The organism is Geomonas silvestris (assembly GCF_014193515.1).
Taxonomy (GTDB): Bacteria; Desulfobacterota; Desulfuromonadia; order Geobacterales; family Geobacteraceae; genus Geomonas; species Geomonas silvestris.
The window spans coordinates 68,767-93,092 of record NZ_BLXX01000010.1 but is presented as its reverse complement, the minus strand read 5'-3'; the positions used below and the strand labels follow the sequence as shown (position 1 = coordinate 93,092).

Annotated in this window: 21 protein-coding genes; 3 read left to right on the top strand and 18 right to left on the bottom strand. The window is 64.7% G+C overall.

The genetic code is table 11. The annotated features are described in order from the left end of the window. Positions 1-256 precede the first annotated feature (256 nt). Entirely contained in the window at positions 257-3,328 is a 3,072-nt protein-coding gene (locus tag GMST_RS15245) for an MdtB/MuxB family multidrug efflux RND transporter permease subunit (RefSeq protein ID WP_183355552.1), read from the bottom strand. Then, a complete protein-coding gene (locus GMST_RS15240) occupies positions 3,325-4,749 on the bottom strand; it encodes an MdtA/MuxA family multidrug efflux RND transporter periplasmic adaptor subunit (RefSeq protein ID WP_198424566.1) in 1,425 nt (474 codons plus the stop codon). Before GMST_RS15240 ends, GMST_RS15245 begins: the two co-directional genes overlap by 4 nt. Positions 4,750-5,095: 346 nt before the next feature. Here GMST_RS15240 and GMST_RS15235 point away from each other — a divergent pair, with 346 nt between their 5' ends. After that, entirely contained in the window at positions 5,096-5,809 is a 714-nt protein-coding gene (locus GMST_RS15235) for a PilZ domain-containing protein (protein ID WP_183355551.1), read from the top strand. A gap of 32 nt (positions 5,810-5,841) precedes the next feature. Here GMST_RS15235 and GMST_RS15230 read toward each other — a convergent pair whose 3' ends face one another. After that, on the bottom strand, positions 5,842-6,306 hold the full coding sequence (locus GMST_RS15230; RefSeq protein WP_183355550.1) for a metallophosphoesterase family protein: 465 nt from the start codon (positions 6,304-6,306) through the stop codon (positions 5,842-5,844). 335 nt (positions 6,307-6,641) lie between these two features. On the opposite strand from GMST_RS15230, the gene GMST_RS15225 reads away from it, so the two are divergent. Continuing rightward, the gene (locus GMST_RS15225) at positions 6,642-6,950 is read left to right on the top strand and encodes a hypothetical protein (protein WP_183355549.1); all 309 of its coding nucleotides are present in this window, start codon (positions 6,642-6,644) and stop codon (positions 6,948-6,950) included. 24 nt (positions 6,951-6,974) lie between these two features. Here GMST_RS15225 and GMST_RS15220 read toward each other — a convergent pair whose 3' ends face one another. The 4 genes from GMST_RS15220 to ccsA all read right to left on the bottom strand — a co-directional run bounded on the left by GMST_RS15220 (position 6,975) and on the right by ccsA (position 10,287). Next, entirely contained in the window at positions 6,975-7,481 is a 507-nt protein-coding gene (locus GMST_RS15220) for a hypothetical protein (RefSeq protein ID WP_183355548.1), read from the bottom strand. 24 nt (positions 7,482-7,505) lie between these two features. Then, positions 7,506-8,996 carry a B12-binding domain-containing radical SAM protein gene (locus tag GMST_RS15215; RefSeq protein ID WP_246399687.1) on the bottom strand — a complete coding sequence of 497 codons (1,491 nt, stop codon included), beginning with the start codon at positions 8,994-8,996 and terminating at the stop codon, positions 7,506-7,508. Further along, positions 8,983-9,381 carry an HsmA family protein gene (locus GMST_RS15210; protein ID WP_246399686.1) on the bottom strand — a complete coding sequence of 133 codons (399 nt, stop codon included), beginning with the start codon at positions 9,379-9,381 and terminating at the stop codon, positions 8,983-8,985. Before GMST_RS15210 ends, GMST_RS15215 begins: the two co-directional genes overlap by 14 nt. Positions 9,382-9,450: 69 nt before the next feature. Beyond that, the gene (gene ccsA / locus GMST_RS15205; protein WP_183355547.1) at positions 9,451-10,287 is read right to left on the bottom strand and encodes a cytochrome c biogenesis protein CcsA; all 837 of its coding nucleotides are present in this window, start codon (positions 10,285-10,287) and stop codon (positions 9,451-9,453) included. Between the two features lie 252 nt (positions 10,288-10,539). Between ccsA and GMST_RS15200 the strand changes: the two genes are divergently transcribed. Then, positions 10,540-12,315 (top strand): tetratricopeptide repeat protein, encoded by a 1,776-nt coding sequence (locus tag GMST_RS15200; protein ID WP_183355546.1) that lies wholly within the window; start codon positions 10,540-10,542, stop codon positions 12,313-12,315. A gap of 349 nt (positions 12,316-12,664) precedes the next feature. On the opposite strand, the gene GMST_RS15195 is transcribed toward GMST_RS15200, so the two are convergent. The 11 genes from GMST_RS15195 to GMST_RS15145 form a co-directional block, all read right to left on the bottom strand. Beyond that, complete coding sequence (locus tag GMST_RS15195; RefSeq protein WP_183355545.1) at positions 12,665-13,084, bottom strand: hypothetical protein; 420 nt, start codon at positions 13,082-13,084, stop codon at positions 12,665-12,667. A 10-nt stretch (positions 13,085-13,094) separates the two neighbouring features. After that, complete coding sequence (locus GMST_RS15190; RefSeq protein WP_183355544.1) at positions 13,095-14,165, bottom strand: WG repeat-containing protein; 1,071 nt, start codon at positions 14,163-14,165, stop codon at positions 13,095-13,097. Between the two features lie 31 nt (positions 14,166-14,196). Further along, complete coding sequence (locus GMST_RS15185) at positions 14,197-15,558, bottom strand: cytochrome c biogenesis ResB family protein (protein ID WP_183355543.1); 1,362 nt, start codon at positions 15,556-15,558, stop codon at positions 14,197-14,199. 9 nt (positions 15,559-15,567) lie between these two features. Beyond that, on the bottom strand, positions 15,568-16,404 hold the full coding sequence (locus GMST_RS15180) for a cytochrome c biogenesis protein (RefSeq protein WP_183355542.1): 837 nt from the start codon (positions 16,402-16,404) through the stop codon (positions 15,568-15,570). A 52-nt stretch (positions 16,405-16,456) separates the two neighbouring features. Then, on the bottom strand, positions 16,457-17,629 hold the full coding sequence (locus tag GMST_RS15175; RefSeq protein WP_183355541.1) for a hypothetical protein: 1,173 nt from the start codon (positions 17,627-17,629) through the stop codon (positions 16,457-16,459). A 172-nt stretch (positions 17,630-17,801) separates the two neighbouring features. Continuing rightward, complete coding sequence (locus tag GMST_RS15170; protein ID WP_183355540.1) at positions 17,802-18,305, bottom strand: hypothetical protein; 504 nt, start codon at positions 18,303-18,305, stop codon at positions 17,802-17,804. Positions 18,306-18,373: 68 nt separating this feature from the next. Continuing rightward, positions 18,374-19,630, bottom strand: coding sequence for a hypothetical protein (locus tag GMST_RS15165; RefSeq protein WP_183355539.1), 1,257 nt, complete (start codon positions 19,628-19,630; stop codon positions 18,374-18,376). After that, positions 19,627-20,958: a DUF2318 domain-containing protein gene (locus GMST_RS15160; RefSeq protein ID WP_183355538.1), complete on the bottom strand. Its 1,332-nt coding sequence runs from the start codon at positions 20,956-20,958 to the stop codon at positions 19,627-19,629. Before GMST_RS15160 ends, GMST_RS15165 begins: the two co-directional genes overlap by 4 nt. Next, positions 20,958-21,632, bottom strand: a complete 675-nt coding sequence (locus tag GMST_RS15155; RefSeq protein WP_183355537.1) for an ABC transporter ATP-binding protein — start codon at positions 21,630-21,632, stop codon at positions 20,958-20,960. The genes GMST_RS15160 and GMST_RS15155 overlap by 1 nt, the downstream gene beginning before the upstream one ends. A gap of 148 nt (positions 21,633-21,780) precedes the next feature. Next, the gene (locus GMST_RS15150; RefSeq protein WP_183355536.1) at positions 21,781-22,941 is read right to left on the bottom strand and encodes an ABC transporter permease; all 1,161 of its coding nucleotides are present in this window, start codon (positions 22,939-22,941) and stop codon (positions 21,781-21,783) included. Between the two features lies 1 nt (position 22,942). Beyond that, positions 22,943-24,172: an ABC transporter permease gene (locus GMST_RS15145; protein ID WP_183355535.1), complete on the bottom strand. Its 1,230-nt coding sequence runs from the start codon at positions 24,170-24,172 to the stop codon at positions 22,943-22,945. Positions 24,173-24,326 lie beyond the last annotated feature (154 nt).

The following is a 24,326-nucleotide window of genomic DNA, read 5'->3' as shown; positions in this document are numbered from 1 at the left end:
GCAAAATCAGAAGCATGAACACAGAGGACACAGAGGGAAAGGCGAGGAACACAGGGAAAACAACGTCAAAAACAAAAGCTTGGGGGTAAGCTTTAAACCCGATCCTGTTTTTGCTTTTCCTCTGTGTTCCTCTGTGTTCCTCTGTGTGCCTCTGTGCGCCTCTGTGGTTAATGCTTTGCCGCTATAACCGATTTTTTTTAGCTTTCCCCTGTGTTCCTCGCAGTTTCCTCTGTGTACTGTGGTAATGCTTTTGACCTTACTCTTTCCTCATCCTGCGCGACATCCGGTCGAAGGCCAGGTAGATGACCGGGGTGGTGTAGAGGGTCAGGATCTGGCTGATGATGAGGCCGCCCACGATGGAGATCCCCAAGGGGCGCCTCAATTCGCTCCCCACGCCGGTCCCCAGCGCCAGCGGCAACGCACCCAACAGCGCCGCGAAGGTGGTCATCATGATGGGCCGGAACCTCAAAAGGCAGGCCTGGTAGATCGCCTCCTCGGGGCTCTTCCCTTCCTTTCGCTCGGCCTCCATGGCGAAGTCGACCATCATGATGCCGTTTTTCTTCACGATGCCGATCAACAGGATGATCCCGATCACGGCGATGACGGAGAGCTCGGTGCGGCAGACCATGAGGGAGAACACCGCGCCGGCACCGGCCGAGGGGAGCGTGGAGAGGATGGTGATCGGGTGGATGAAGCTCTCGTAGAGCACACCCAGAACGATGTACACGGTGATGAGCGCGGCGAGAATCAGGAGCGGCTCGTTGGTGAGCGAGTCCTTGAAGGCCTGCGCGGTCCCCTGGAAGCTCCCCTTGATGCTGACCGGGAGCCCCATCTTGGCGGTCGCCTCCTCAATGGCGGCCACCGCCCCTCCCAGCGAGACGCCGGGGGCCAGGTTGAAGGAGGCGGTCACGGCGGGGAACTGACCCTGGCGGTTCACCACGAGCGGCGTGGTCCCCTCGCTGGCGCGGGTCACCGCGGAGAGCGGCACCCTGCCGCCGGCCGTACCGGGGAGGTAGATGGCGGAGAGCCCCTGCGGCCCCTCTTTGTACTCGTCGGCCACCGAGAGGATCACCCGGTACTGGTTCAGCTCGGTGAAGATGGTGGAGATCTGGCGCTGACCGAAGGCGTCGTAGAGCGTGTCGGTGATGGTCTGGGTGGAGATCCCGAGCCGCGAGGCGGTAGAACGGTCGATGTCGAGCGCCATCATGAGCCCCAGGTCCTGCTGGTCGGAGCTTACGTCTCTAAGTTCCGGGCGCTGGGAGAGCGCCTCCACGATCTTGGGCGCCCAGGCCTTCAACTCGTCGGTATTGGGGTCCTCCAGGGTGTACTGGTACTGGGTCCGCGCCACCCGGGCGTCCACGGTCAGGTCCTGCACCGGCTGCATGAAGAGCTGGATGCCGGGGACCTTGGCGAGCTCGGGCTGCAGGCGGCGGATCACCTCGGTCGCCGAGAGGTCGCGGTCGGCAAGCGGCTTCAGGTTGATGAGTATCCTGCCGCTGTTGAGCGTGGTGTTGGTGCCGTCCACCCCGATGAACGAGGAGAGGCTCTGCACCGCAGGGTCCTTGAGGATGACCCGGGCCAGCTCCTGCTGACGCTCGGCCATCGCCGCAAAGGAGATGGACTGCGGCGCCTCGGAGATCCCCTGGATGGCGCCGGTGTCCTGCACCGGGAAGAACCCCTTGGGGATCCAGACGTAGAGGAGCACGGTCACCACCAAGGTCGCCACCGCCACCAAGAGGGTGGTCCCCTGGTGCTTCAAGACGAACTGCAGCGATTTCCCGTAGCGCGCGATGACCCGCTCGAAGAAGCGCCCCGAAGCGTGGTAGAAGCGCCCCTGTTTCTCCTCGGGGACGTGCTTCAAAAGCCGCGCGCACATCATCGGGGTGAGTGTCAGGGAGACCACCGCCGAGATCAGGATGGTAACCCCCAGGGTGATGGCGAACTCGCGGAAAAGCCGCCCCACCACGTCCCCCATGAAAAGGAGCGGGATGAGGACCGCGATGAGCGAGACGGTGAGCGACAGGATGGTGAAGCCGATCTGCTCAGCACCCTTCAAGGCCGCCTGGAGCGGGGTCTCCCCCTCCTCCACGTAGCGCGAGATGTTCTCGATCATGACGATGGCGTCGTCCACCACGAAACCGGTGGAGATGGTGAGCGCCATGAGGGATAAGTTGTTGAGCGAGAACCCCAAGAGGTACATGACCCCAAAGGTCCCCACCAGAGAGAGCGGCACGGCGACGCTCGGGATGGCGGTCGCCGGGAGGTTCCTCAGGAACAGGAAGATGACCAGCACCACGAGCCCCACGGCGAGCAGGAGCTCGAACTGGACGTCCTCCACCGAGGCGCGGATCGTAGTGGTGCGGTCGGTGAGCACCTGCACCTTGATCCCCGCGGGGAGCGAGCTCTTTAACTGCGGCATGAGCTTCTGGATGCGGTCCACCACCTCGATCACGTTGGCGCCGGGCTGGCGCTGGATGTTCAAAACAACCGCCGGGGTGTGGTTCATCCAGGCGGCCTGGTTCACGTTCTCGGCGTCGTCGATGACCTGCGCCACGTCGGTGAGCTTCACCGGCGAGCCGTTACGGTAGGCGATGATGAGCGGCTTGAAGTCCTTCGAGGAGTAGAGCTGGTCGTTTGCGCCGATGATGTAGGCCTGGTGCGGCCCGTCGAAGCCACCCTTGGCCTGGTTCACGTTGGCCGCGGTGACGGCGGTCCGCAGGTCCTCCAGGGTGAGCCCGTAGGAGGCGAGCGCGGTCGGGTTCGCGTGGATGCGCACCGCCGGGCGCTGGCCGCCGGAGATGGAGACGAGCCCCACGCCGGGGAGCTGGGAGATCTTCTGGGCCAGCCGGGTATCGGCCAGGTCCTCCACCTGAGGCAAGGGCAGCGAGTCCGAGGAGAGCGCCAGGGTGAGGATCGGGGTATCGGCCGGGTTCACCTTGGAGTAGACCGGCGGGTTGGGGAGATCCTTGGGTAAGAAGGTGAAGCCCGCGTTGATAGCCGCCTGCACCTCCTGCTCGGCCACGTCCAGCGAGAGGTCGAGCGAGAACTGCATGGTGATCACCGAGGCGCCCCCGGAGCTCGTCGAGGTCATCTGGGTGAGGCCGGGCATCTGGCCGAACTGGCGCTCCAGGGGAGCGGTGATGGCGGTGGCGACCACGTCGGGCGAGGCGCCGGGGTAGAAGGTGCGCACCTGGATGATCGGGTAGTCCACCTGCGGGAGCGCGGCCACCGGCAGGAGCCGGTAGGCGACGGCGCCGGCCAAAAGGATGGCGACCATGAGAAGCGTGGTCGCCACCGGGCGGAGTATGAAGGGACGCGAGATGTTCATTGGGCCTGCCTTGCAGCCGGGGCGTTCTGGCCCCCCCTCCCCTGCGGCACCGCCGGCGCGCCGTAGCCCGCCTGCGACCCCGGCCCGGCCTGGTTGCCGGGGCCCGCCGGGTTCGCCAGGTTCCCCTGGCCCCCCTGCGCGGCACCCGGGCCATGGCCCGCGGGAGTCCCCTGCCCTGTCTGGCCCGGCTGAGCGCCCTGCCCCGCCTGGCCGTTCTTGCCGCGTCCGCGGCCTGCCTTGGTGGGATCCCTCATATCGACCTTGCTCCCTTCGCGCAGCCGCTCCGCGCCGTCCACCACCACGAGTTCCCCCTCGTTCACGCCGGCCGTAATCGAGGTGTCGTCACCCTGCACCACGCCAACGGTCACCGGGCGCACGGTCACGGTGCGGTCCGGTTTCACCAGGTAGACGAAGGTCCCCTGCGGCCCGCGCTGGATCGCCGAGGTCCCCACCAGGACCGCCTGGCGCTTCACCTCCAAAAGCAGCCGGGCGTTCACGAACTGGTTGGGGAAGAGTTCGTTGTTGAGGTTCGGGAAGAGCGCCTTCAGGCGCACCGTGCCGGTAGTCGGATCGATCTGGTTGTCGACCGTCAAAAGCGTCCCGTCGGCGAGCTTCTGTTTCTGCTCGCGGTCGTAGGCGGCCACACCGAGTTTCGCACCGGTTTTCAGCTTGGCGAGCACCGGCGGCAGGCTGTCCTCGGGGATCGGGAAGAGCACCGCGGAGGGCTGCAGCTGGGTGATCAAAACGAGGCCGTTGGTGTCGGAGGCGTGCACCATGTTGCCGGGATCCACCTGGCGCAGGCCGACCCGCCCGCTCACCGGTGCGGTGATCCGGCTGTAGGTGATCTGCAGCTTCGCATTGTCGATCGATCCCTGGTCGATCTTTATGGCGGCCTGGTACTGGCGCACCAGCGACTCCTGGGTGTCCAGCTGCTGCCGGGGGATCGAGTCCTGGGACCAGAGCAGGCGGTAGCGTTCCAGGTCGACCTGGGCGTTACGCAACAGCTCGCGGTCGCGGGCCATCTGCCCCTCGGCTTGGGTCAGCTGCACCTGGAAGGGGCGCGGATCGATGAGCGCCAAAAGCTCCCCCTTCTTGACGAGCTGCCCCTCGCGGAAGCGGACCTCCATGAGCTGGCCGTCCACCCGGGACTTCACCACCACGGTGTTGAGCGGGGTGACCGTCCCCAGACCGTTCAGGTAGACGCCGACGTCCCCCTTGCGGGCCGGCAGGGCCAGGACCGGTGCGGGCGGGGGCGCAGGTTTGCCGGCGCCCTTCGAGGTGGCGGCGTGCTGGCGCCCCGCGAAGAGGTACCAGCCCACCCCGACCAGGGCGACGGCCAGGACCGGGACCCACCAGCGCTTTTTCCTGGCGGGGGGAGAGTAAGAGAGATCCGGCTCACTGCTGGTATGCGGTTCAGTCATGGTGTGGCACTCACCTTATACAAAAGAGTAGCTGCTGGTAACAGCAAAGGGGAAATCGTACAGCCGGATTGGATGAAAGTAATTACGTTAACATACCGGCAGGCGGCTGTAAATTTATACCTGGTATCGTGATGGCTGCAAGGTAACAGAACAATAGGGAAGAAATGTGAAGGCAATGTGGAGTTTGCTTGGGTGCTACGGCGCCTGGATCAGGAGCTGATCCATCAGAATCACGTCGGCATTTTTGTTAAAGATCTCTTCCTCTAGTCCGATAACTCTCAATAGAGCAGTTACCGAATGGGGCGTGCCCCGATCCCGACTGTGACCCTGACCAAGGTGACCTGCCATGAAAAAAGAGCACTACAAGCTGATAACCATCGCCGACGGCAAGAGCGATGCGGATGCCATCAGGGAGGTCTTGGCCGCCCTGTTGGAGAACCGCCTGAAAAACGACCTGGTGCTGGTGAATTACTACGACGAGGTCCCGGTCAGTTACCGCTCGGCAGTCACCGGCCTGGAAAGCGACGGGGTCGAAATGAGCGTCCACGAGCACCAGGCCCTGATCATGAAGCACGAGAAGAGCACCTTGATCAAGAGCAGCCATTTCCAACAGGGGTTCGGGGTGCACTGCTACGCAAGCTACGTGAACGTCCCGAAGAAACTGGTGATCCTCAACAACTTCAGCTACGCCCAGATCCGCGCCGAGCGCCGGGAAGCCATCCGGGTCAAGGTGCGGGATACCTTGCCCGTGCAGTTCAGTTCGGAAGGGGGGGCGCTTACGGGAAACCTGGTGGACATCTCCGGGATCGGGCTGTCGCTTACCTGCGAGGCCAAGCCGAGGCTGCGGCCGGGGCAATCCGGCGAATTTTCCTTCAACCTCGGGGGAACGGCGGTGCAGGCGCCGGGGTGTTTCGTGCGGGCGGACCTGGGAGAAAGCGGCAGCCTCTGCATGTTCAAGATCCGCCCGGACCGGCGCAACGACAGTTTCATCAGCCAGTTCATCTACCAGCGCCAGGTTGAGATCGTGCGCGAACTGAAGGACATGGTGGAGGTTGCCTAGACGGCGCTCCTCGCCAGGCCTTCCCTTTCCGGTCAGCGCAGCGGTCCCAGGTCCACGATCTCCACGCCGAGCTTCCCCTCATTGACGGTGAGCAGCGCGACCGTCACCGGGAGCCGGAAGCGGCGCGGCCCGGCGCTCCCCGGGTTCAGGTAGAGCACCCCTTCCCTCTCTTCGACAAGCGCCCGGTGCGAATGCCCGGTGACGATGACCCGCACCTCGGAATCCGCCGGTTCTGCCAAAAGCTCGTGGCGGTCGTGCAGGACCAGCAGCGCCACACCGTCCAGGGTCAGCAGCCGGCGCTGCGGGAAATCCTCGACCCAGGCGCCGCGGTCCACGTTGCCGCGCACCGCCGTCACCGGCGCCAGGGCCCTCAAACCGTAGATCACCTCGGGGGTACCGATATCCCCGGCGTGGATGATGTGGTCCGCCCCCCTGAGTATCCTGAGCGCCTCGGGCCTGAGCAGCCCGTGGGTATCCGAGATGACACCGATCAGCATCGCGTCCATCCTCTCCAACTGGTCCGCCGCCCCCCTCCCATCATCTAAAAAACGACCGTTCCGGCTTCCTCAGTTCTTTTGTAGGCGCGCGCCCCTTTAGCTGTCAAGGGAAAGCTAACTGAACACTCTGGCCGCACCGGCACTGTCAACACGCACCTCTCCCGCTGCCGCAATGACAGGCGGCACACACCCTTTAATTGTCCTTTCGGCGTTTGACATGGCATGAGCCCATGTTAATACTTGTGTGTCGCGGATCCGGCCGGTTGTGATTGCCGTGATCCGCCGAGAGGAGCCATGAAGATGGGAGTTGGAGCTGGAACAACGGGAGGAAAGACATGAAAAAGTATGCGCTGATCATCGGATTGCTGATCTGGTCGATGCTGCCTCTGGAGAGTCTGGCGGCGACCTTCGAGGAACCGGTACAGCTTCCCCCGGGGCGTACCGACCAGCGGGACAAGTCCCAGGAAGACGACTGCGACTGCTGCCAGAAGTGCAAGGCAGCCAAGAAACCGATCACCACCAGCGAAGAAGGCACCGAGCAGGACAACAAAAGCGGCTGCGAGCAGTGCTGCGAACGCTGCGGCAGAAAGCTGCCGGGATCCCCCCAGGACACCCCGCCGGACATCATCGAGAAAGGAAGGTAGAAGCAGGGGCTAGCCCTCTGCCTTTCACATCTTCCTGCTGTCGTAGGCCCAGTGCAAAAGCGCCTGGCGCTGTTTCCTGCGGCAGCTTAACACCCCTTCCGGGCAGTTCTTGCGCAATTGCCCTATGTGCCTGGCGATCGCCTTCCAGCGCTTGATCTGACGCTGGTCGTCGGGCCCCCGCCTCCCCAGGTAGTACCGGCAGTACCACTGGAACCAGCCGCGCGGGTCGTCGCTGTGGATCCACCCCTTCTCTCTCCAGTACGACAGGGGCTTCGAGGCGTTCACCCCGAAGAAGTTCAACTTCGGATCGTGGAACTCGTGGCAGAGCTTCGCGTTTTCGAACCAGTCGGCCGGGAACTCGTCGCGGCAGTCGGTCAGGTACTTCCCCCCAAAGACCCCCAGCTCCAAAAGCTCCTTCGGGGTGAGCTCCGGCTTGAACTCGGGATCGAAGTTCTCTCCAACCGGCTCGGTGAGGTAGTAGACGTAATCCGTCTGCATCAGGTCGTTCACCACGACCTTCTTCCCTTTCATGACCACCTCCGGGCACCTGCCTACCTATTTCTTCCCACCAAGTTTCCCCGGCATCATCGCCTTTACCAGCATGCCGAACTTCTTCATGACGAACGCGCTGGCCATGATCAGCTTGGTGGCGCGCACCATGTAGCCGCGCCGGAACTCGTCCTTCATGGTCATCACCTCGAAGACCTTCCCCATGTAGAACTTGCGGAAGCAGTCGGTGAGGGCAAGGTCGAGCTGGGCGAGGGTCATCCCATGCGGCTCGAGCACCGGATCGATCAGGTTGTAGCGCGAGAAGTCGGTTTCCCGGATCAGCTCGTTGAGCTCCCGGTAGAGCGGCGTGTAGGGCCAGGGGGTGAGCGGGAGGAAGTTCGCGGAGTCGGGGTTGAGCAGCTGCGCGAATCTGAGCGCCTGCGCGACCGTCTGCTGCGTGTCGTCGGGGAAGCCGAGCACCAGCGAGATCTCCGAGACGATGCCGTTTTCCCGCAACAGCTCGACCGCCTGCTGGGCCTCCTCCACCCGCTGCCCCTTGTGCACCTCGTCGAGCCGGGCCTGTTCGAGGGACTCCACGCCGATCGAGACGTGGATCACGCCGGCCTTTTTGTACTTGGCGATGATGTCGCGGTCCCGGATCAGGTCGGAGACCCGGGTCTCCAGGATCAGGCGCACCGGCAGCGCATGCTCGATGAGCAGGTCGAGCAGCGCCTCCCAGCGCTTTGGGTCGCGGGTCGGGTGTTCGTCGGTCAGCTGCAGCACGTCGACGCCGTAGCGCCCGTGCAGCAGGGCGATCTCCTCGACCACCGCCGCGGGGGTGCGCCCGCGCCAGGAGTGCCCCCAGAACAGCTGCTGCGAGCAGAAGCTGCAGTCGTGCGCGCAGCCACGCGAGGTGGCGATGGAGCCCAAGCGGGAATCCGGGAGTACCTGGTAGCGGTAGTTGCTCCAATCCAGGAGGTCCCAGGCGGCCGGGAGCCGATCCAGGTCCAGTTCGGGAGCCCGCGCGGCGCTGGTGACGATCCGCTCCCCCTGGCGCAGGGCGAGCCCGGCGACCGCCTTCGGGTCGCCGGACTCCGAGAGGGTTTCCAGGAGTTCGCGGAAGGTCGCCTCCCCTTCCCCGAGCGCCACGAAGTCCACCGCGGGCGAGCTTTCCAGGATCTCGCGGTACAGGAAACTCGCGTGCACCCCGCCCAGCACGGTTACCGTCGCCGGGTTGAGTTTCTTGGCCAGTTCCAGGATGCGCAGGGCATCGTTCACCGCGGCGGTGACGGCGCCGACCGCAACCACGTCGGGGCTCGCGGCCGCGAGCTTGGCCTCGATCTCCGGGAAACCGTGGCTCAGGACCTGGGCGTCGTAGATCTCCGGATCCGCTCCCGCCTGACGGGCGGCGCCGGCCAGGTAGACCAGGTTGAGCGGAATCCAGCGCCCCAAGACGTCGGTCAAGCCGTAGTGGTAGGGAGGGGTTACCAGGAGGACTTTTTTGGGTGGAGAGGACATAGGGTTAAAGGGGGGTGGACAGCTGTCAATGGTGCCCATGCATCCTCATCATCCCAGAGATGGCGCCGGAGAAGAAGGCGATCAGCCAGCAGCTGTAGATGGTGAGGCTGACCCGGTGAAAGACCCGGTTCACGGACTCGGTCTTGTGGGCCAGCGCGGCGATGAGCGCCAACAGGAAATGAAACGCCATCCCGCCCAGGGACGCGATGCCGGTGATGTTGTGCCACTCCGGCGCTTTGCCGAAGCTCTGGGCGAAGATGTTCATCTGGTGGGTCCCCAGGTAGTCGCACAAAAGGCCGATGCCGAAGATCACCAGGTGCTTGGCGTGCAGCCCCTGGCGCCGCCCGCTGAACACGGCCCAGGTGTAGAAGACCAGGGCGAGGTTCATCCAGATGACGGCCTGCAGGAGAATGGTTTTTTCCATAGAGTGTGCCTTCAGCCCTTCCCGGCGCGGCGTGCGGCGAAGTGGTACCGGTTTCGCGCCGGAGGCTGCTTAACGGACCTGGAAGACGTGCAGACTGGAGTTGACCACGAAGGTCACCCCGAAGAAGGAGATCACCACCGTGGTGAGGGCCGCCACCGCAAGCCAGGCCTGCTTGGTCCCCTTGCACCCCATGGTGACCCTGAGATGGATGATGATGCCGTAGATGAGATAGGAGATGAGCGACCAGGTCTCCACCGGATCCCAGTTCCAGTAACTCCCCCAGAGCCCTTCGGCCCAGATGGAACCGGCAACCAGCATGATGGAATCGGTCACGAATCCGAAGACGATGTAGCGGAAGATCAACTCGTCCAGGCGCTCGAGGCTGGGAAACCGGTCGTAGAAAGGGTGCTGGGACTGGTCGCCTGCGGCAGGGCGCTTCAGGAGGTACATGACGCCGGCGGCCATGGCCAGGGTGTAGGAGCAGAAGGAGAGCCAGGCGAAGTAGACGTGGATGTAGAGCCAACCGGTCTTGAGGCTCGCGGCCATCGGGGTCAGGGTCGGGTTACGCATCACCCCGTACCCCATCATCACCACGACCAGCGGCACCGTGGCGGCCGCCACAGGCTGCATCTCCTTGGTGCGCCGGGCCACGAAGAGCGACGCCGCGATGATGAACCATCCCCCCATCAGCGCGTACTCGTAGTCTCCCGACCAGGGGAGATGGCCGGTACTGGCAAAGCGCACCGCAATGGTTGCGCTGTGCAGCACCAGTCCCGCCGTAAGCAGCGCGGTCAGCTTGGGGAGCGGACGCTCGTTCTTGAAGACGATGGAATAGATGAACCCCCCGCAGACAATCGCGTAGATGCCCAGGGTGATCCAGAAGAGTACTGTTTCTAGGTTAGACATGCCGGTGCGCCCTTAGAGTAAGTCCTTGTGACACGTGGAGTTCCGTGCTGCGTGACCATAACACCACCGTTTCGAGGTCGTCAACAGAATTTCCAGGTTACCGGGAGTAATGTTCAGCAATCAGTTGCACTTACCTCGGGTCCTGGGGTACTATCGGCCAGCCCATCTCTGGAGATACCAATGAACCAAGGTGATTCACCCATTGCGTCCAAAGCATCAGGCAACCGTCTCCAGCACATTCTAGCAGCTCTATTGCTTGTCTTTCTCACCGCCGCAGTCTATGCACAGGTCGCAGGGCACCGGTTCGTCTCTTTCGACGACACCCAATACCTGACGGCAAACCCGAATATGTCCCAGGGGCTCACCCCCGATTCCGTCCGCTGGGCCTTCACCTCGCTCTATGCGAGCAACTGGCACCCCCTGACCTGGATCTCGCACCTTATCGACGTGCAACTCTGGGGGATGGCTCCCGCCGGTCACCACCTGACGAACCTGGCGCTGCACATAGTCGCCGCGCTTTTGCTGCTCTTCTTCCTGTACCGGGCCACCGAAGCCTTCTGGCGGAGCTGGCTGGTGGCGGCCCTGTTCGCGCTGCACCCCCTGCACGTCGAGTCGGTCGCCTGGGCCGCCGAGCGCAAGGACGTGTTGAGCGCTCTGTTCTGCTTTCTCACCCTCATCCTGTACCGCCGTTACGCGTCCCGCCCCGGGGTTACGGCCTACCTGCTCGCCCTGGGCGCCTACCTTTGCGGGCTCTTCGCGAAGCCGATGCTGGTCACCCTGCCGATCATGTTGGCGCTGGTCGATTACTGGCCGCTTAAGCGCTTCGAGTTGAGCGGCGGGGTGCGCACCTGCTGGCCAAGGTTGAAGCCTCTCATCCTGGAGAAAGTGCCGTTTCTGGCCGCGGCGCTCGCCTCCTCGCTCATTACCGTTGCCGCACAGCAGCGCGGCGGTTCGGTCATGGACCTGCAGCGCATCCCGGTCTTCCCCAGGCTGGAAAACAGCGTGGTCTCCTACGCCGCCTACCTGGCCAAGACGGTCTGGCCCGCCGACCTCGCGGTCTACTACCCCTTCTCGGCCGAGCTTCCCTGGTGGCAGATCGCCGGGGGGCTTTGCTTCCTCGTCCTCACCTCGTACCTGGTCCTTCGTTTCGGCAGCCGCTTCCGCTATCTTCCCGTCGGCTGGTTCTGGTACCTGGTCACCCTGCTGCCGGTCATCGGGCTGGTTCAGGTCGGCGGGCAGGCCATGGCCGATCGCTACAGCTACCTGCCGCTGGTCGGGATCTTCGTGATGGCGAGCTGGGGGCTTGGCGAACTGGGCGAGAAACGGCAGCTGCAGCGCTGGGTACTGCCGGCCGCCGCGGCGCTCGTGCTCGCCGTTTTTTCGGCGCTCACCTGGCACCAGGTAGGGTACTGGAAAGACAGCATCACGCTCTACCGGCATACGGTGCAGGCGACCCGGGACAACAACATCATCCTCGACAACCTGGGGGTGGAGCTTTTAGAAAAGGGGGATCTTGCCGGGGCGATCGAGTCCCACCTGGCGTCCCTGCGCATCAACCCGCAGTTCGCGACCGCGCACTACAACCTGGGGGTCGCCCTCGATACCAAGGGGGACTTCGCGGGGGCGGTGCGGGAATACCAGACCGTGCTGCGCCTCAACCCCAACCATTTCGAGGCGTTCAACAACCTGGGCTACGACCTGCAGCAGCTCGGCGCGCTCCCCGAGGCGATCCTCGCGTTCGAGCGGGCCTGCCAGCTCCGTCCGGAGCTCACCATGCCCCGCATCGCGCTCGGAACCGCCCTGGTCGGCGTGGGCGACCTCCCCCAGGCGGTAGCCGTGTTTCGGGAGGTGTTGCAGATGGCCCCGGGCGACGTCAAGGCCCGCAGCAACCTGGGGGTGGCGCTGGCGCGCCAGGGGAACCTGGCAGAGGCAAGCCGCGAGTTCGAGGCCGTGCTCCAGCTGAACCCGCAGGACTCGGTGGCACGCCAGAACCTGCAACGCGCCCAGGCCCAGCTTAAAGGGAAGTGATCCGAGGCGCGGGGTGGTGCGGCTCCGACGTGATGAATTTCCGGCAGACACGGTTTTCATCGACAACCTGGCTGGTACGCTCTCACTTCCCCAAGGTCCAGCCGGGAACGACATCCCCCCTCCCTTGACGGTAGGGGGGCGGGGGGTGGGTGAAGCTGCCATCTGCTATGATCTGGTCTCCTCCCCCTCACCCTGCCCCTCTCCCGCAAGGGGAGAGGCGACCAATGCCCACGGCTTCCCCGGAACTCCCGGATGAACCCCAAAAAAACGAGCCGCGGGTGCGTTTTGCACCGCGGCTCGTCTCTGTTTGTCGCTGACGCCTTCCGGCTATGACGCCGCAGGTTTGAGGCTACTCCGCAAGCCGGGCCCGATACTCCTCAGGGAGGCTCTCCTTGAGAACGGCTACCTTCTTCTGCATGCGCCGCCAGGCGATCACTCCCCAGACCACTGCGGCGAACATCATCACGTGCTTTACCGCCAGAGCCGGGATCTGCAACTTGTCGGCAGCGTTCGCCCACTCGAAGCTCGTGTAGAAGATGGTGCGCGGCACCCCGCCCAAAACCACCCACCAGAGGGCGAACTTGAAAAGCTTCACCATCTTCTGGTTGGTCTTGAGGAAAAACAGGGTCGCCTCGGGGGTGTTCATCACCCGCTGGATCTGGATGATGGCGTGGAGGGCAAACCCGCTCCCGACGAGCAGGCCGGTGGCCATGTCGTGGAAGTAGTTGTTCATCATGATGGCGACGCCGAGTCCTGGACCGATCTGCATGTTCTATTTCCTATTGGTCTTTTCTGAAATGAGTGTTGTAGTGGGTGTACTGGTCGATGGCGCGCTGGTCCCAGACGAACCGGGCCTCGGCCACCAGCTTCCCTTCCTTGTTGATCAGGCCGCACTTGCCGTTCACCCGCACCGGCGCGTAACCGTCGACGAAGATCGAGCCCGATTCGAACTGCGGCTTGATCACCATCTTACCGGTCTTGTCCATGTACCCCACCTGCTTGTCCACCATGACCGGCGCGAGCCCCTCGGAGAACAGCGTCGGGGTCGGATAGGTCTTGTCGATGATCTGCTTGCCGGTGCGGTCGATGAGGATCCAGCTGTTTTCGCGGCGCACCGCAGCGACACCGTCGTTGAAGTTGGTCCCCTGGGAGTACTGGGCCGGGATCACCATCTTGCCGGTCTTGTCGATGTACCCCACCACACCGAACTTGCCGTTGATCTTCACCATGGCCAGGCCGTCGCGGAACATGGCCGCGTCGTAGAACTGGGGCGGGATCACCATCTTCCCGGTCTTGTCGATGTAGCCGTGGTTCTTGCCGACCTTCACCGCGGCAAGTCCCTCGGAGAAGTTGGCGGCGTCGTCGAACTGCGGCTTGACGGCGAACTTGCCATCGAGGTCGATGAAGCCCCCCTTGGCCCCCTCCTTCACCTGGGCGATCACCGGGGCAAGCCCCTCGGTATAGCCGAAGGTCGAGACGAAGTCGTAGCCGGTGATCTCCTTGCCGGACTGGCCTATGTAGGCATACCGGCTCCCCTTGCGCACCGCGGCGCGCCCGTTGAGAAACGGCGCGGCCGACTCGAAGCTCGGCGGGATCACCGTCTTGCCGTTCACGTCGATATAGCCGTTCTTGCCGTTCACCTGCACAACCGCAAGCCCCTCGGAGAAGACGGAGGCCGCATCGAACTGGGGGAGGATCACGGTGGTCCCGCTGGGGTCGCAGTAACCGTACTTCCCGTTGAAGTTCACCAGGAAGCGGTAGGAGTTGTCGAGCTTGACCACCTTTTCCTCGCGGTGGCAAGCGGTGCAGGCCAGCAAGGCGGCCAGGGACAAAATGAGCAGACGTTTCATGTCATCTCCGTTTTAACAGGATCAAAATTCGCTAGCCGGCCAGGGGGGGACCGAACAGCTCCCCGCACATCCTGGCAAATTCGTCTTCGGCCAGTTTCTTGTAGTACTCGGATTTTCCCGCCACCACCAGGCAGCGCCGGCCGTCCTTCTCGCGGAAGGCCCCGACCAGTTCGCGCCGGTAGAACATCAGGCGCCAGATGACCGCGATGGAGGCGATGGCGAAGCCGAGGTAGACCAGGGAAAGGCCGCGCTGCTTGATCACGTAGAAGCGGACCCAGAAGGGGCACTCCTTCATCTCGATCCGGTAGCCGCCTGCCAGGTTCAGCCCCCCGAGGACCGGAACCGTCCCCTCGGCGACTTTCTTCCCGTCCCGCTCGGCGACCAGGAAGAAGGTCGGGTTGTTGAACTCCTGGCTCTTGGTGCGGTGCTTGCCGTCCTTGAACTCGTAGTCCGGGTAGTAGCGGGCCGTGAAAATCAGGTCCCCCAGGCGGAAGGTATCGGTCTTGCCGCCTACCACGTCGAGCTTGAAGTAGTTACCCCCAACCTCGCGCCCGGCAGGGTCCTTCAGGACGAACAGCGGGGCCACCCCCAGGTGCTTGAAGACGAACGAGGAGTGCGCGGTATTCAGGGGCTTGTTGATGTCGACGACGTGCTCGGCGCCCGTTTTTTCTTTCACCTTCACGGTGATCCCGGTCGGGGTGTTGCGCACCACGTGGGGCTCGACGCTCGTGACGGTGAAGGCGACCTCGGGAAGGCTCCCGACCTTGGGGAGCTTCGGGGTCGGCCTGGCGTTGTACTGGGCCAGGGTCCCCCCGAACGGCTCCCCGACGGCGAGATCCACGAACCCGATAAACTCGGTGTAGAAGCTGACCAGCCCACCCAGCAGGATCAGGAAGAAGCTCAGGTGGAAGAGCGCGGAGGCGATGGGGGAAAGCCGGTTTTTCACCGCGTAGAACCCGGAGTCGTTACTGACCATGGCGAAGCCGCGTTTCTCGAGGGCAGTCACCATACTGGACCCATCGGTCCCCTCAGGCACCGCGTAGGCCGCGCGGAACACGAAGCCGCCGCCGGTCTCGGGATCGACGATGCGGCTGGCCGGCATCTCGATGCGCTTCAGGATGAGCGGGATGCGCTGCCACATCACCAGGGTCAGGTTCAAAAAGAAGAGCGCCCAGAGGGTCACCGTCAGCCAGGAGGTGTAGACGCTGGTCAGCTGGAAGAAGTCCAGGAAGGCGACGAGCCGCGGCGACTGGGCCTTCCAGTCGAAGTAGATGTCCTTCAAAAGGCTTTGCTGGGGCACCCAGAGCCCGATCGCCAGTATGGCGCCGAGCAGGGCGATCAGGACGATGGTAAAGCGCAGGGAGCGCAGGTATTTGAGTGTCTTCTCGAACATCGGCGCCGGCTACCTTACCTGGAACATGTGCAGACTGGTGTTGACCACCAGGTTCACCCCGAAGAAGCAGATGATAACGGTACTCAGGGCGCAGATGACGAGCCAGGCGAGGCGGTTCTCCTTCCAGCCGAAGGTCACCCGCAGGTGGATGGTGATGCCGTAGGTGAGCCAGGAGATGAGCGACCAGGTCTCGACGGGATCCCAGTTCCAGTAGCCGCCCCACAGGTCCTTGGCCCACAGCGAGCCGGCGGCCATCATGATGGTGTCGGTGATGAAGCCGAAGACGACGTAGCGGAAGATGAGCTCGTCCAGGTGCTCGAGGGAGGGGAACCGGTCGTAGCTCGGGTTGGGGACCGGCTGCAGGGAGTTCTTTTTCTTCTTGAGGTAGAGCACCCCGGCGGCCATGGCGAGCGAGTAGGCGCCGAAGGCGAGCCAGGCGAAGTAGACGTGGATGTAGAGCCAGATGGTCTTGAGGCTCGCAGCCTTGGGGGTGAGCCCCGGGTTCTGCATGTAGCCGTACCCCATCATGATGATGACCAGCGGGAGGGTCGCCACGGCGAGCCCCTGCAGCTGCTTGTTGCGCCAGCCGACCCAGAGCGTGCCGCAGATGATGAACCAGCCCCCCATCAGCGCGTACTCGTAGTGCCCGGACCAGGGGAGGTGCCCCGTCGCCTGGAAGCGCGCCCCTATCGCCACGGTATGGGCGAGAGCCCCCACCGCGAGCAGGGCGAACATCCTGGGCATCACCTTCGGGTTCTTGAAGATGAAGGAGTAGAGAAACCCGCCGCAGGAGAGGGAGTACACGATGAGTGCCACCCAGTAAAAGATCATTTCCCAATATGCCATTCTTACGCCTCGTTTATCGTGTAATCGGAAAGCCCGGAGCCAGCCCGAAGGCTCAGGCCTTTTCCAGGATCTCTTTTGCGGCAGCGCCCGCGGCGCCGACCCGGCAGTTGCCGTAGACGTTTTCCAGCCAGACCCGCTGCCGCCCGAAGACCAGCCGCAGGATGACACCCAAAAGGGCGAGCGCCGCACCTGCGACGAGCAGGGCGATATGGCGGCGGCGCACCACGTGCAGTTCCGACCAGACCCCCATGCGCTCCACGACGAAATCGATGTTGCCGGAACTCTGCATCCGGTCCCCCTGGAAGACCAGTTCCTTGTCGACCAAAAGCAGCGAGCCCTGGCGCAGGGTGAACCTGAGCCGGCTCTTCTCGGGCTGGTAGAAGACCTCGCCGTCCAGGTTGTTGTTGACGAAGGCGCCGTAGAAGCTGTAGCCGCGCTCCGGGGTGACCAGCGGGTCGAGGAGCACCGAGCCGGAGAAGACCTGGTTCACCTTGTCGATGGTGACCAGAAGCTTCGGCTCGTACACCATCTTGGACATGTAGATGTCGAAGACGCCCAGCGGGAAGGGATCCGGGCACTTGAGGATGGTCTTCTTGGCCGCGCCGTCGGGAAACAGGAAGGCAACCTCGGTCGCCCCGCGCGGGTAGGACTGGTTGGGGTTGATCTGACGCAGGATCTTCAGCTGGGGGAGCTGGCTCGGCGTGCCGGAGAGCGGCCCGGTGAGCAGGTCCCGGTAGGACTCCGCCTTGTTCAGATCGGTGGCGCGCCCCTGGCCGTCCAGAAGGGTGCCGGAGAACTGGTAGAGGTTGTCGAAGGCCCCGGTCGCAAGCGTGAGCAGGAGCCCGCCGTAAACCAAGACCGTCCCCCAGTAGCCGCGGTCCGGCTTTTCGCCGTAGCTGCCGTCCGCGCAGAACCGGAACCCGCCGGCCTTCAGGCGCTCGCGCACCTCATCCGGGGCGCCCGCCGCATCCAGGGTGTAACCGGGGACACCTGCCGCGCCGTAACGGATCCCGCTGGGAAGCCGCAGCAGGTAGTAGCCAAGCCTCAGGGCGGCGACCACGGCGAAGCTGATGTTGTTGACCAGCAGCGGGGTCTTGACCCCGGGCAGCGGCAGGGGAAGATGCCAGGCAACCTTCAGGACTGCCAGAAGCGGGATGAACAGAAAAATGGCCAGGGACCAGGGTGAGACCAGGACCCATCTTTTGAGCGTTGCTCCCTTGTTCATGCGCTGGAGTACTTCCTTATCTGGGATCACAAACGTGGTGACACGCCGGCATGCCGCACCGGGCTCCCGCTCGCGCCGGTGTTGTTCTGCGGCGCGAGCGGCAGGTTCAGGCGGGGCGTATCGGATACGTTTCGGCGCGGTTGCCGCCGAACTTTAGGAAAAGTTCCTGAAGCTACCCTTTCTGTTTCAGCTCGGTCTGGTTGATCCCGGTCAGCTCGAAGGCCCCCTTCTTGGAGCGGCCGATCACCAGGCGGAGCTGTTTGGGTTTCTTTTCGTACTCAACCGCGTAGATGAAAACCTGGAACTTGTCCTGGGGGCGCACGCTGTGCTCGAGGAGCTTGGCGTCCTTGAAGGCCCCGGTCTCCTCGACCTGGCGGCGCCAGAGGTCCACGAAGCGCTGTTCGGCGCCGACTTCCCGGAACCCCGCCGAGGCCTGGCGGTAGATCTCGGCGAACTGCGCCTGTTTGACCTGGGCCAGCACGCGGTCGCGCACCACCCCGGCCTCCGCCTCGTCCCGCTGCTCCGGAGTGGCGGCGGTCGCCTGCGGGGCAGCTCCGGCAGCCTGGGGCTGGGGAGCGGAGGGGGCCGGAGCCTGGGCGTTTTCTTTTTTGCTGCAACCAGCCAAGGCAACCAGCAAGACGAGGGCGAGGACGCTGCGTGAACGGGTAATTTTCATGATGTCTCCTGTTTCTCGGGACCCTGAGGGCCAAGTCCCGGTCGGTATTAAGATGGTGGCAGACGGCTCTAGCAGCCGGAGTCCCCCGCGATGCGATCCAGCGCCTCGTGGAACTGCTCGTTGTGGCGGCGGCTGCGCCCTTCGGCACGGGACAGGGCGACGGCGGGAGCGCTCTGCCAGGTGAAGATGAGCTCCCGTCGGGGGCTTACCAGGCGGACCGCCAGCCAGTAGCAGAAGGCGAGTGCGAAGATCACGCCGGCAAACCAGATGGGGATCACGCCGTTGTCCCTGATCAGGTCGGTGATGACCACGCGCCGGGTGTCCTGGATCGCGAGCCGGTAGCCGTCGCGGACGAACTCGGCCCCCGCGGGGAGGGTGCCGGAGGCGACCTCGCTGGAGCCCTGCAGGATCTTGAAGTTGAGGGCCATCTTCCCGGTAATGTAGGGATCGCTCCCGTCGGCCGGCGCCTGCAGGCTGAAGCGCAGGCGGTAACCGGTATCCTGGACGGGAACCTCGGCCGCCTTCCCCGGGGGGTAGATGGCCAAGGGGGCCTGCTGCTGGAATCCGGCGGGGAGCTCGGGCGCGGCGAAGTGGAAGGCGACACCCACGCCGAGGTAGCGGGGATAGACGAATGCCCCCTGGTAGCGGGCCGGCGGGTAGATGCCGAACTCCTCCTTGCGCCCTGAGCGGGAGTCGCTGTTCTCGATGATCAGGCGCTTGGAGAGGATGAGGCCGTCGACCTTGGCGTAGGTGATCCGGGAGACCGCCTGCCCCTCGCCCCCCGGGCCCGGCAGCGGCTCGCCCTCGGCGACCGCGCCGCGCAGCGAGGTCCGGGTGGTCAGGCTGACCAGTATCCCGGCGAAGAGGCAGAAGACCCCGACGAGGTACAGAAAGCGGGCCGGGAAGGAGTTCAGGCCGCGCCAGGCAGCCGCGTCGCGCTCCCCCAGCCGGGTCCGGTACCCCTCCGCCTCCAGGTTCCCCTTGATGCGGGAAAGCGTACCCTGGGCGGGTGCCGCCCCCTCCCCCACCGCGACCTCCTCGTCGAAGAGCCCCGGCAGGACCGGCAGGTCCGCACCGGCCAGCAGGCGGCGCCGGTGGATGAAGGCGCGCGTTTCGGCGATAAGACAGCAGGCGCTGTTCACCGGGATCAGGGCGAGGAGCGCGCAGAGCAGCAGGTTGCCGCGCACCAGCTGCATCAGCACGATGAGCGCCTCGTCGGTTAAGAAGGCGATGGCCGCGTAGACGAGCAGGAAGATGGCGATCACCGCGGGGGTGAGGGCGCCCGAGGAGAGCAGGCGCCACAGGCGAGCGGGCAGCTTGGTCATTTCCCCTTCTCCATTGTGCGCGTCGTCGACTGCACGGTCCCGCTCCAGGTGTTGATCAGGGTGACCCCGTTTAGGTGGATGCCGTCATCCTTCTCGGTGAACTCGACCGGGACCGGATTGCAGCCGCCGGGTTTCCCCACCGTCTCCAGCGGGATGAGCGTCTTGCAGTAGTAGCAAAGGACGGTCCCCTCCGCCTGCCCGTAACCGTCCGGCTTGCAGATGGCGCAGGCGTCCAGGTCGACGGTGAGCTTCCCCGAGGGGGCGAGCAGCACGAAGAAGCGCGCCGTCTTCCCCCCTTGCTGGTACAGGAACTTGTGCAGCTTGCCGTCCATGAGGTCGATCTCCCCCTTGCGCGGCAGGAAGATCTCCCCACCGGCGTTCGCGGTGACCGGGACCGGCTTGGGGTCCCAGTACTCGACGCTCGGGTAGAGGCTGCGGTACACGGCGTACGCCAGGAGCAGGACGGCGATCCCGGGCAAAACCAGCCTGAGCCGGCGCGCCCTGATCGCCTCGGCGAGCATCCGGCGCCGCTGCGCCCCCTGGCGCAGGTGCCCCACCGAGGGGAGCCTTTCCAGCCGGATCGCCAGGAGCACCATGACGACCGGGGTGAACCAGATCACCAGCCCCCCCCAGAAGCCGACCTCCTTGCCGAAGAGCAGGCCGATGTACCCCCACAGGTAGCTGTGGATGAACAGGTGGTCCGGGATCAGCATCGACTCGAAGAACTGGTGCACGAAGTCGTGGGTGAACTTCATCACCTTCATGGTGAGGGGCGCGAACAGGTCGAGCCGGGTGGACCAGGAGGCGCTGAAGAGCAAGAGGGCGACGGTAAGCGCGATGAACCCGGCGCGAGAGGTGGTAAGCGTCGCGGGGAGCCGCGACTCCAGAAGCAGTGCCGCGAGCGCCAGACAGGCCGCCGCGGCCGCGAGGGCTCCCCACCCCCACAAGGGGAGCGCCCCCCCCAGCCGGGTCCCGGCCACCGCGCCTGCCCCGGCCGAGGCCACGAGAAGCCCCAGGGTCCGGGTGAGCGGCCAGCCGGCGACCCGCTCGAGCCTCGCCAGGGGGAGTTTCCCCCCCACGCTCAGGTAGAGCGCGGCGAAGCTCACGGCGCAGAGCAGGAGGAACGGAAGCGCCAACAGGGCGCGCAAAAGGCTGTAGGTGAACTCGCCGGGAACGCTGCCGGTCAGGGTGGCGGCGAGCCCCGCTCCCCCCAGAAAGCCCGCCAGGGCCGCCCCGGCAAGCATGCCGCGCCGCGTCGCGCCCCGGAGGGCGACCGTCGCCATGCCGAAGAAGGCGACCAGATGCGGTACCAGCTTGAGTGCGGTCATCAGGGACGGGTCCTCTCTTCGCGCACCAGCACCCCGTCGGCGAGGTAGATGGTGCGGTCCCCCCAGGCGGCGACCTCTTCGTTGTGGGTCACCATGACGACCGTGAAGCGCTCCTCGGCGCGCAGCTCCTTCAAGAGTTCCATGACCATGAGGGTGCTCTTGTGGTCCAGGTTGCCGGTAGGCTCGTCACCCAAGAGGAGCTTCGGGCTGTTGATGATGGCCCGCGCGATGCAGACGCGCTGCTGCTCTCCCCCCGACAGCTCGCCGGGACGGTTCTGCAGCCGGTGCCCGAGCCCCACGCGCTCCAGGGCGTGCCGGGCCTCCGCCTCGTCCGGGACGCTGTGGAAGTACTGGGAGAGCATGACGTTTTCAAGGGCCGAGAGGTAGGGGACCAGGTGGTGCTGCTGGAAGATGATCCCCACGTATTCGCGGCGGAACCGGGCCAGGCCGTCCTCGCTCAGGCTGGAGAGATCCTGCCCCCCCACGTGGAGCGACCCGGCGCTGGGGCGGTCCAGTCCCCCCACCAGGTTCATCAGGGTACTCTTGCCGGAGCCCGAGTGCCCCATGACCGAGAGCCACTCACCTTCCGGAACGCTGAGATCGATCGGCTTCAAGGCGCAGATGTCGCCGTAGCTCCTGGTGAGGCCGCTCGTCTTAATTGTCGTTTGTGACATGTGGAGAAAACCTTTCGTCTATTGCCGCAAAAAGGCACAAAAGAACACAAAAGAGATGCTTAAAGACGTGGAGAAAACAGCTTTGGTCCGGGCCTGCTCAAGATGAACGGTTCGATCTGCAGCGGCGCGTTGCACGCTGCGTCGGCCGTCACTCTCCGCGCAGGCTGCGCACCGGGTCGAGCTTGAACACCGAAACCATGGGGCCGACGCTCCCCAAGAGGGCCCAAAAGAGGCTCACGGCGAGGGAGACCCCCGCCATCCAGGGGATGAACTCAGCCGAGGCCGCAAAAACCGTACGGGTAATGAAATGGGCGATGCCGCTCCCCAGAAGGTAGCCGGCTATCCCGCCGGCGCACCCAAGCAGGGCCGCCTCGGCGCAGAAGATGAGCAGCACCTCCAGCCGGGTCCCGCCGATCGCCTTCATGAGGCCGATCTCCTTGCTCCGCTCAAGGACCGTGGTGCTCATGGTGCCGGTGACCGAGCTGCCGGCCGAGATGAGCACCACCCCGGTTACCAGCAGCATGAGCAGCTTGACCTTGGCCAAAAGCCCCTCGGAAGTGTGGGCGGTCTGGCGCACCTCGTTCACCTTGGCCTTCGGCAGCTGGCGCTGCAGGGCCTGGGCAGCGCCCTTCAGGCTGTCGCCGCTCGCGGTGACCATGAGGCGCACCTGGGAGAGCTCTCCGCCAAGCGCGAGCGCCTGCTGCAGCTCGGGGAGCGCCAGAAAGAGCAGCCCGTCCTCCTCGCCACCGGTGGAGACGGTCCCCGAGACGCGCAAGGCAAGAGGCCCGGTGCTCCCCGACACCTCGATCCGGTCGCCGGGCTTGAGCTTCAGGCGGGCCGCCAAGTCCACCCCGAGGACGGCCTCGCCCGCGGCGGGCCAGGCCCCGCGCACCTGCCACCAGGGGAACAGCCGGCGGATCTCGGCGAAGTCGACACCCTCGGCGGGAAGGTCGGCGTTTTTCAGGCGCAGTGCGCCGCGCAGGTGCAGGGAGCGCTCCGCCTTGATGCCGCTCGTGGTCAGCGCCCGCTCCACCTCGGCCTGCGCCAGGTAGCTCGGCTCGGCGATGCTGCCGAAGTTGAGCCCGCCGCTCCCAACGTCGAGGCGCGCGGCCTCGGGCACCACCACGAGGTTCGCGCCGTACTTGCGCACCTCTTCGGCGATGCGGCGCTCCATGGAGAGCGAAACGATCCAGAGCGCGGTCGCGAGGCTCGACGCCATGGCGAGCACCGCCAGAAGCAGCGTGGTCCTCCCGCTGCGGTGGGCCAGGGCCTGAAACATCATCTTCAAAAGCCAGCGGCGCCTGTTCATGTTACCCCTTGAGAACCCGCACCGGCTCGATGAGCAGCGCGCGACGCAGCGGCGCGATGCTCCCCGCACAGGCGACCAGGAAGGCGGAGCCGATCGCCATGGGGATGAGCCACAGCGGCGAGGCGATGCTTGAATTGAAGACGGTGTGGCTGATGAGTGCCGCGAGTTGGTTCCCGATCAGGTACCCCACGAAGCCACCCACCACGGAGATGATCAGCACCTCGCCCAGGAAGATGGCCGAGACCTGGAAGCGGTCCGCGCCCATCGCCTTCATGAGGGCGATCTCAGGGCTGCGTTCGGCCATCGAGGCCATGAGGCTCGTGGAGACGGCGGTCGCCGAGGCGCCCAGGGCCAAGAGGGTCAAAAGGAGCATGACCGCGTTCAATTTGGTGAGGAGCGCCCCCTCGGCGCTGGCGATCTGCCAGATCGGCTTGGCGCGACTCCCCGACATCACCTCTTCGACGTTCTTGGCGACCGAGGTGACGTAGGCCGTGCAGTACCACTTCTCGTACTCGTCCTTGGTCATGGTGCTCGGGTCTTTCCTCCCGAAGTCGTCCATCGGAACGGTGAGTGCGCTCACCAGGACCCGGGAGACCTTCCCCTGCTGCCCGAGGAGCTGCTGTACGGTCACCAGCGGGGCGAAGAGCTGCTCTTCCTCGAAGCCCCCCGTGGTCACCACACCGCAGACTTTCAGGCGCTGCACCGTGCCGCGCACCGTCGCCGCGACTTCGCTCCCCTGGTCGAGCTTGAGCCGACGGGCCAGCGCGGCGCCGAGGATCGCCTCATCGGCCGCCTCCGGCCAGCGCCCCTTCAGGTCCCACCAGGGCGCCATCCCCTTGATCCCCTGCTCGGTGCTCTCCTCGCCGGGGACCTGCAGCTCCTTGGAGAACCAGGTGCCCGTTACGACCGAGCGTTCGCGGCGCCCTGCGGCGTTGAGGTCGGCGACACCGAAGAGGTAGGGGGTAAAGCCGGTGATGTTGTACTTCCAGAAGACGGTTTTTATCTTGGGGAGGTCATCTTCGCGCAGGAACCCGCCCCCCTCCAGCGCAGTCGGCTCGAGGAGGATGTTGGCCCCGTAGCTGCGCAGCTCGAGAGCCATCTTGTGGGAGACTTCCCCGGCAATGCCGAGAAAGGCCGTGGCCACCGCGGCGCCCATAGTGATAGAGAGGAGTACCAGGAGTACCGGCTTGGGTCGCTTCAGGAATGAGTTTTTGAGGATGCGAATCAGCACGGGTATCTTTCAGGCAGTGGCAGAAGGCTAAGGGACTAATTAAGGCCCGAATATTACCAATAATCTTTCGCCGCCGTCAACGGCAATTATTTTGCATCTCGGGCTGCCGTCGCGGTTTAGAGGCAATGGGACAGGGGTGCGGGGGAAACGAAGC

What these genes read in the sequence shown, in the direction of transcription:
- GMST_RS15240 (WP_198424566.1), bottom strand. Translation starts at nt 4,749, where the DNA reads ATGACTGAACCGCATACCAGCAGTGAGCCGGATCTCTCTTACTCTCCC.
- GMST_RS15230 (WP_183355550.1), bottom strand. Translation starts at nt 6,306, where the DNA reads ATGCTGATCGGTGTCATCTCGGATACCCACGGGCTGCTCAGGCCCGAG.
- GMST_RS15245 (WP_183355552.1), bottom strand. Translation starts at nt 3,328, where the DNA reads ATGAACATCTCGCGTCCCTTCATACTCCGCCCGGTGGCGACCACGCTT.
- ccsA (WP_183355547.1), bottom strand. Translation starts at nt 10,287, where the DNA reads ATGTCTAACCTAGAAACAGTACTCTTCTGGATCACCCTGGGCATCTAC.
- GMST_RS15225 (WP_183355549.1), top strand. Translation starts at nt 6,642, where the DNA reads ATGAAAAAGTATGCGCTGATCATCGGATTGCTGATCTGGTCGATGCTG.
- GMST_RS15210 (WP_246399686.1), bottom strand. Translation starts at nt 9,381, where the DNA reads ATGGAAAAAACCATTCTCCTGCAGGCCGTCATCTGGATGAACCTCGCC.
- GMST_RS15180 (WP_183355542.1), bottom strand. Translation starts at nt 16,404, where the DNA reads ATGGCATATTGGGAAATGATCTTTTACTGGGTGGCACTCATCGTGTAC.
- GMST_RS15215 (WP_246399687.1), bottom strand. Translation starts at nt 8,996, where the DNA reads ATGGGCACCATTGACAGCTGTCCACCCCCCTTTAACCCTATGTCCTCT.
- GMST_RS15170 (WP_183355540.1), bottom strand. Translation starts at nt 18,305, where the DNA reads ATGAAAATTACCCGTTCACGCAGCGTCCTCGCCCTCGTCTTGCTGGTT.
- GMST_RS15190 (WP_183355544.1), bottom strand. Translation starts at nt 14,165, where the DNA reads ATGAAACGTCTGCTCATTTTGTCCCTGGCCGCCTTGCTGGCCTGCACC.
- GMST_RS15220 (WP_183355548.1), bottom strand. Translation starts at nt 7,481, where the DNA reads ATGAAAGGGAAGAAGGTCGTGGTGAACGACCTGATGCAGACGGATTAC.
- GMST_RS15195 (WP_183355545.1), bottom strand. Translation starts at nt 13,084, where the DNA reads ATGCAGATCGGTCCAGGACTCGGCGTCGCCATCATGATGAACAACTAC.
- GMST_RS15235 (WP_183355551.1), top strand. Translation starts at nt 5,096, where the DNA reads ATGAAAAAAGAGCACTACAAGCTGATAACCATCGCCGACGGCAAGAGC.
- GMST_RS15160 (WP_183355538.1), bottom strand. Translation starts at nt 20,958, where the DNA reads ATGACCGCACTCAAGCTGGTACCGCATCTGGTCGCCTTCTTCGGCATG.
- GMST_RS15165 (WP_183355539.1), bottom strand. Translation starts at nt 19,630, where the DNA reads ATGACCAAGCTGCCCGCTCGCCTGTGGCGCCTGCTCTCCTCGGGCGCC.
- GMST_RS15150 (WP_183355536.1), bottom strand. Translation starts at nt 22,941, where the DNA reads ATGAACAGGCGCCGCTGGCTTTTGAAGATGATGTTTCAGGCCCTGGCC.
- GMST_RS15175 (WP_183355541.1), bottom strand. Translation starts at nt 17,629, where the DNA reads ATGAACAAGGGAGCAACGCTCAAAAGATGGGTCCTGGTCTCACCCTGG.
- GMST_RS15185 (WP_183355543.1), bottom strand. Translation starts at nt 15,558, where the DNA reads ATGTTCGAGAAGACACTCAAATACCTGCGCTCCCTGCGCTTTACCATC.
- GMST_RS15155 (WP_183355537.1), bottom strand. Translation starts at nt 21,632, where the DNA reads ATGTCACAAACGACAATTAAGACGAGCGGCCTCACCAGGAGCTACGGC.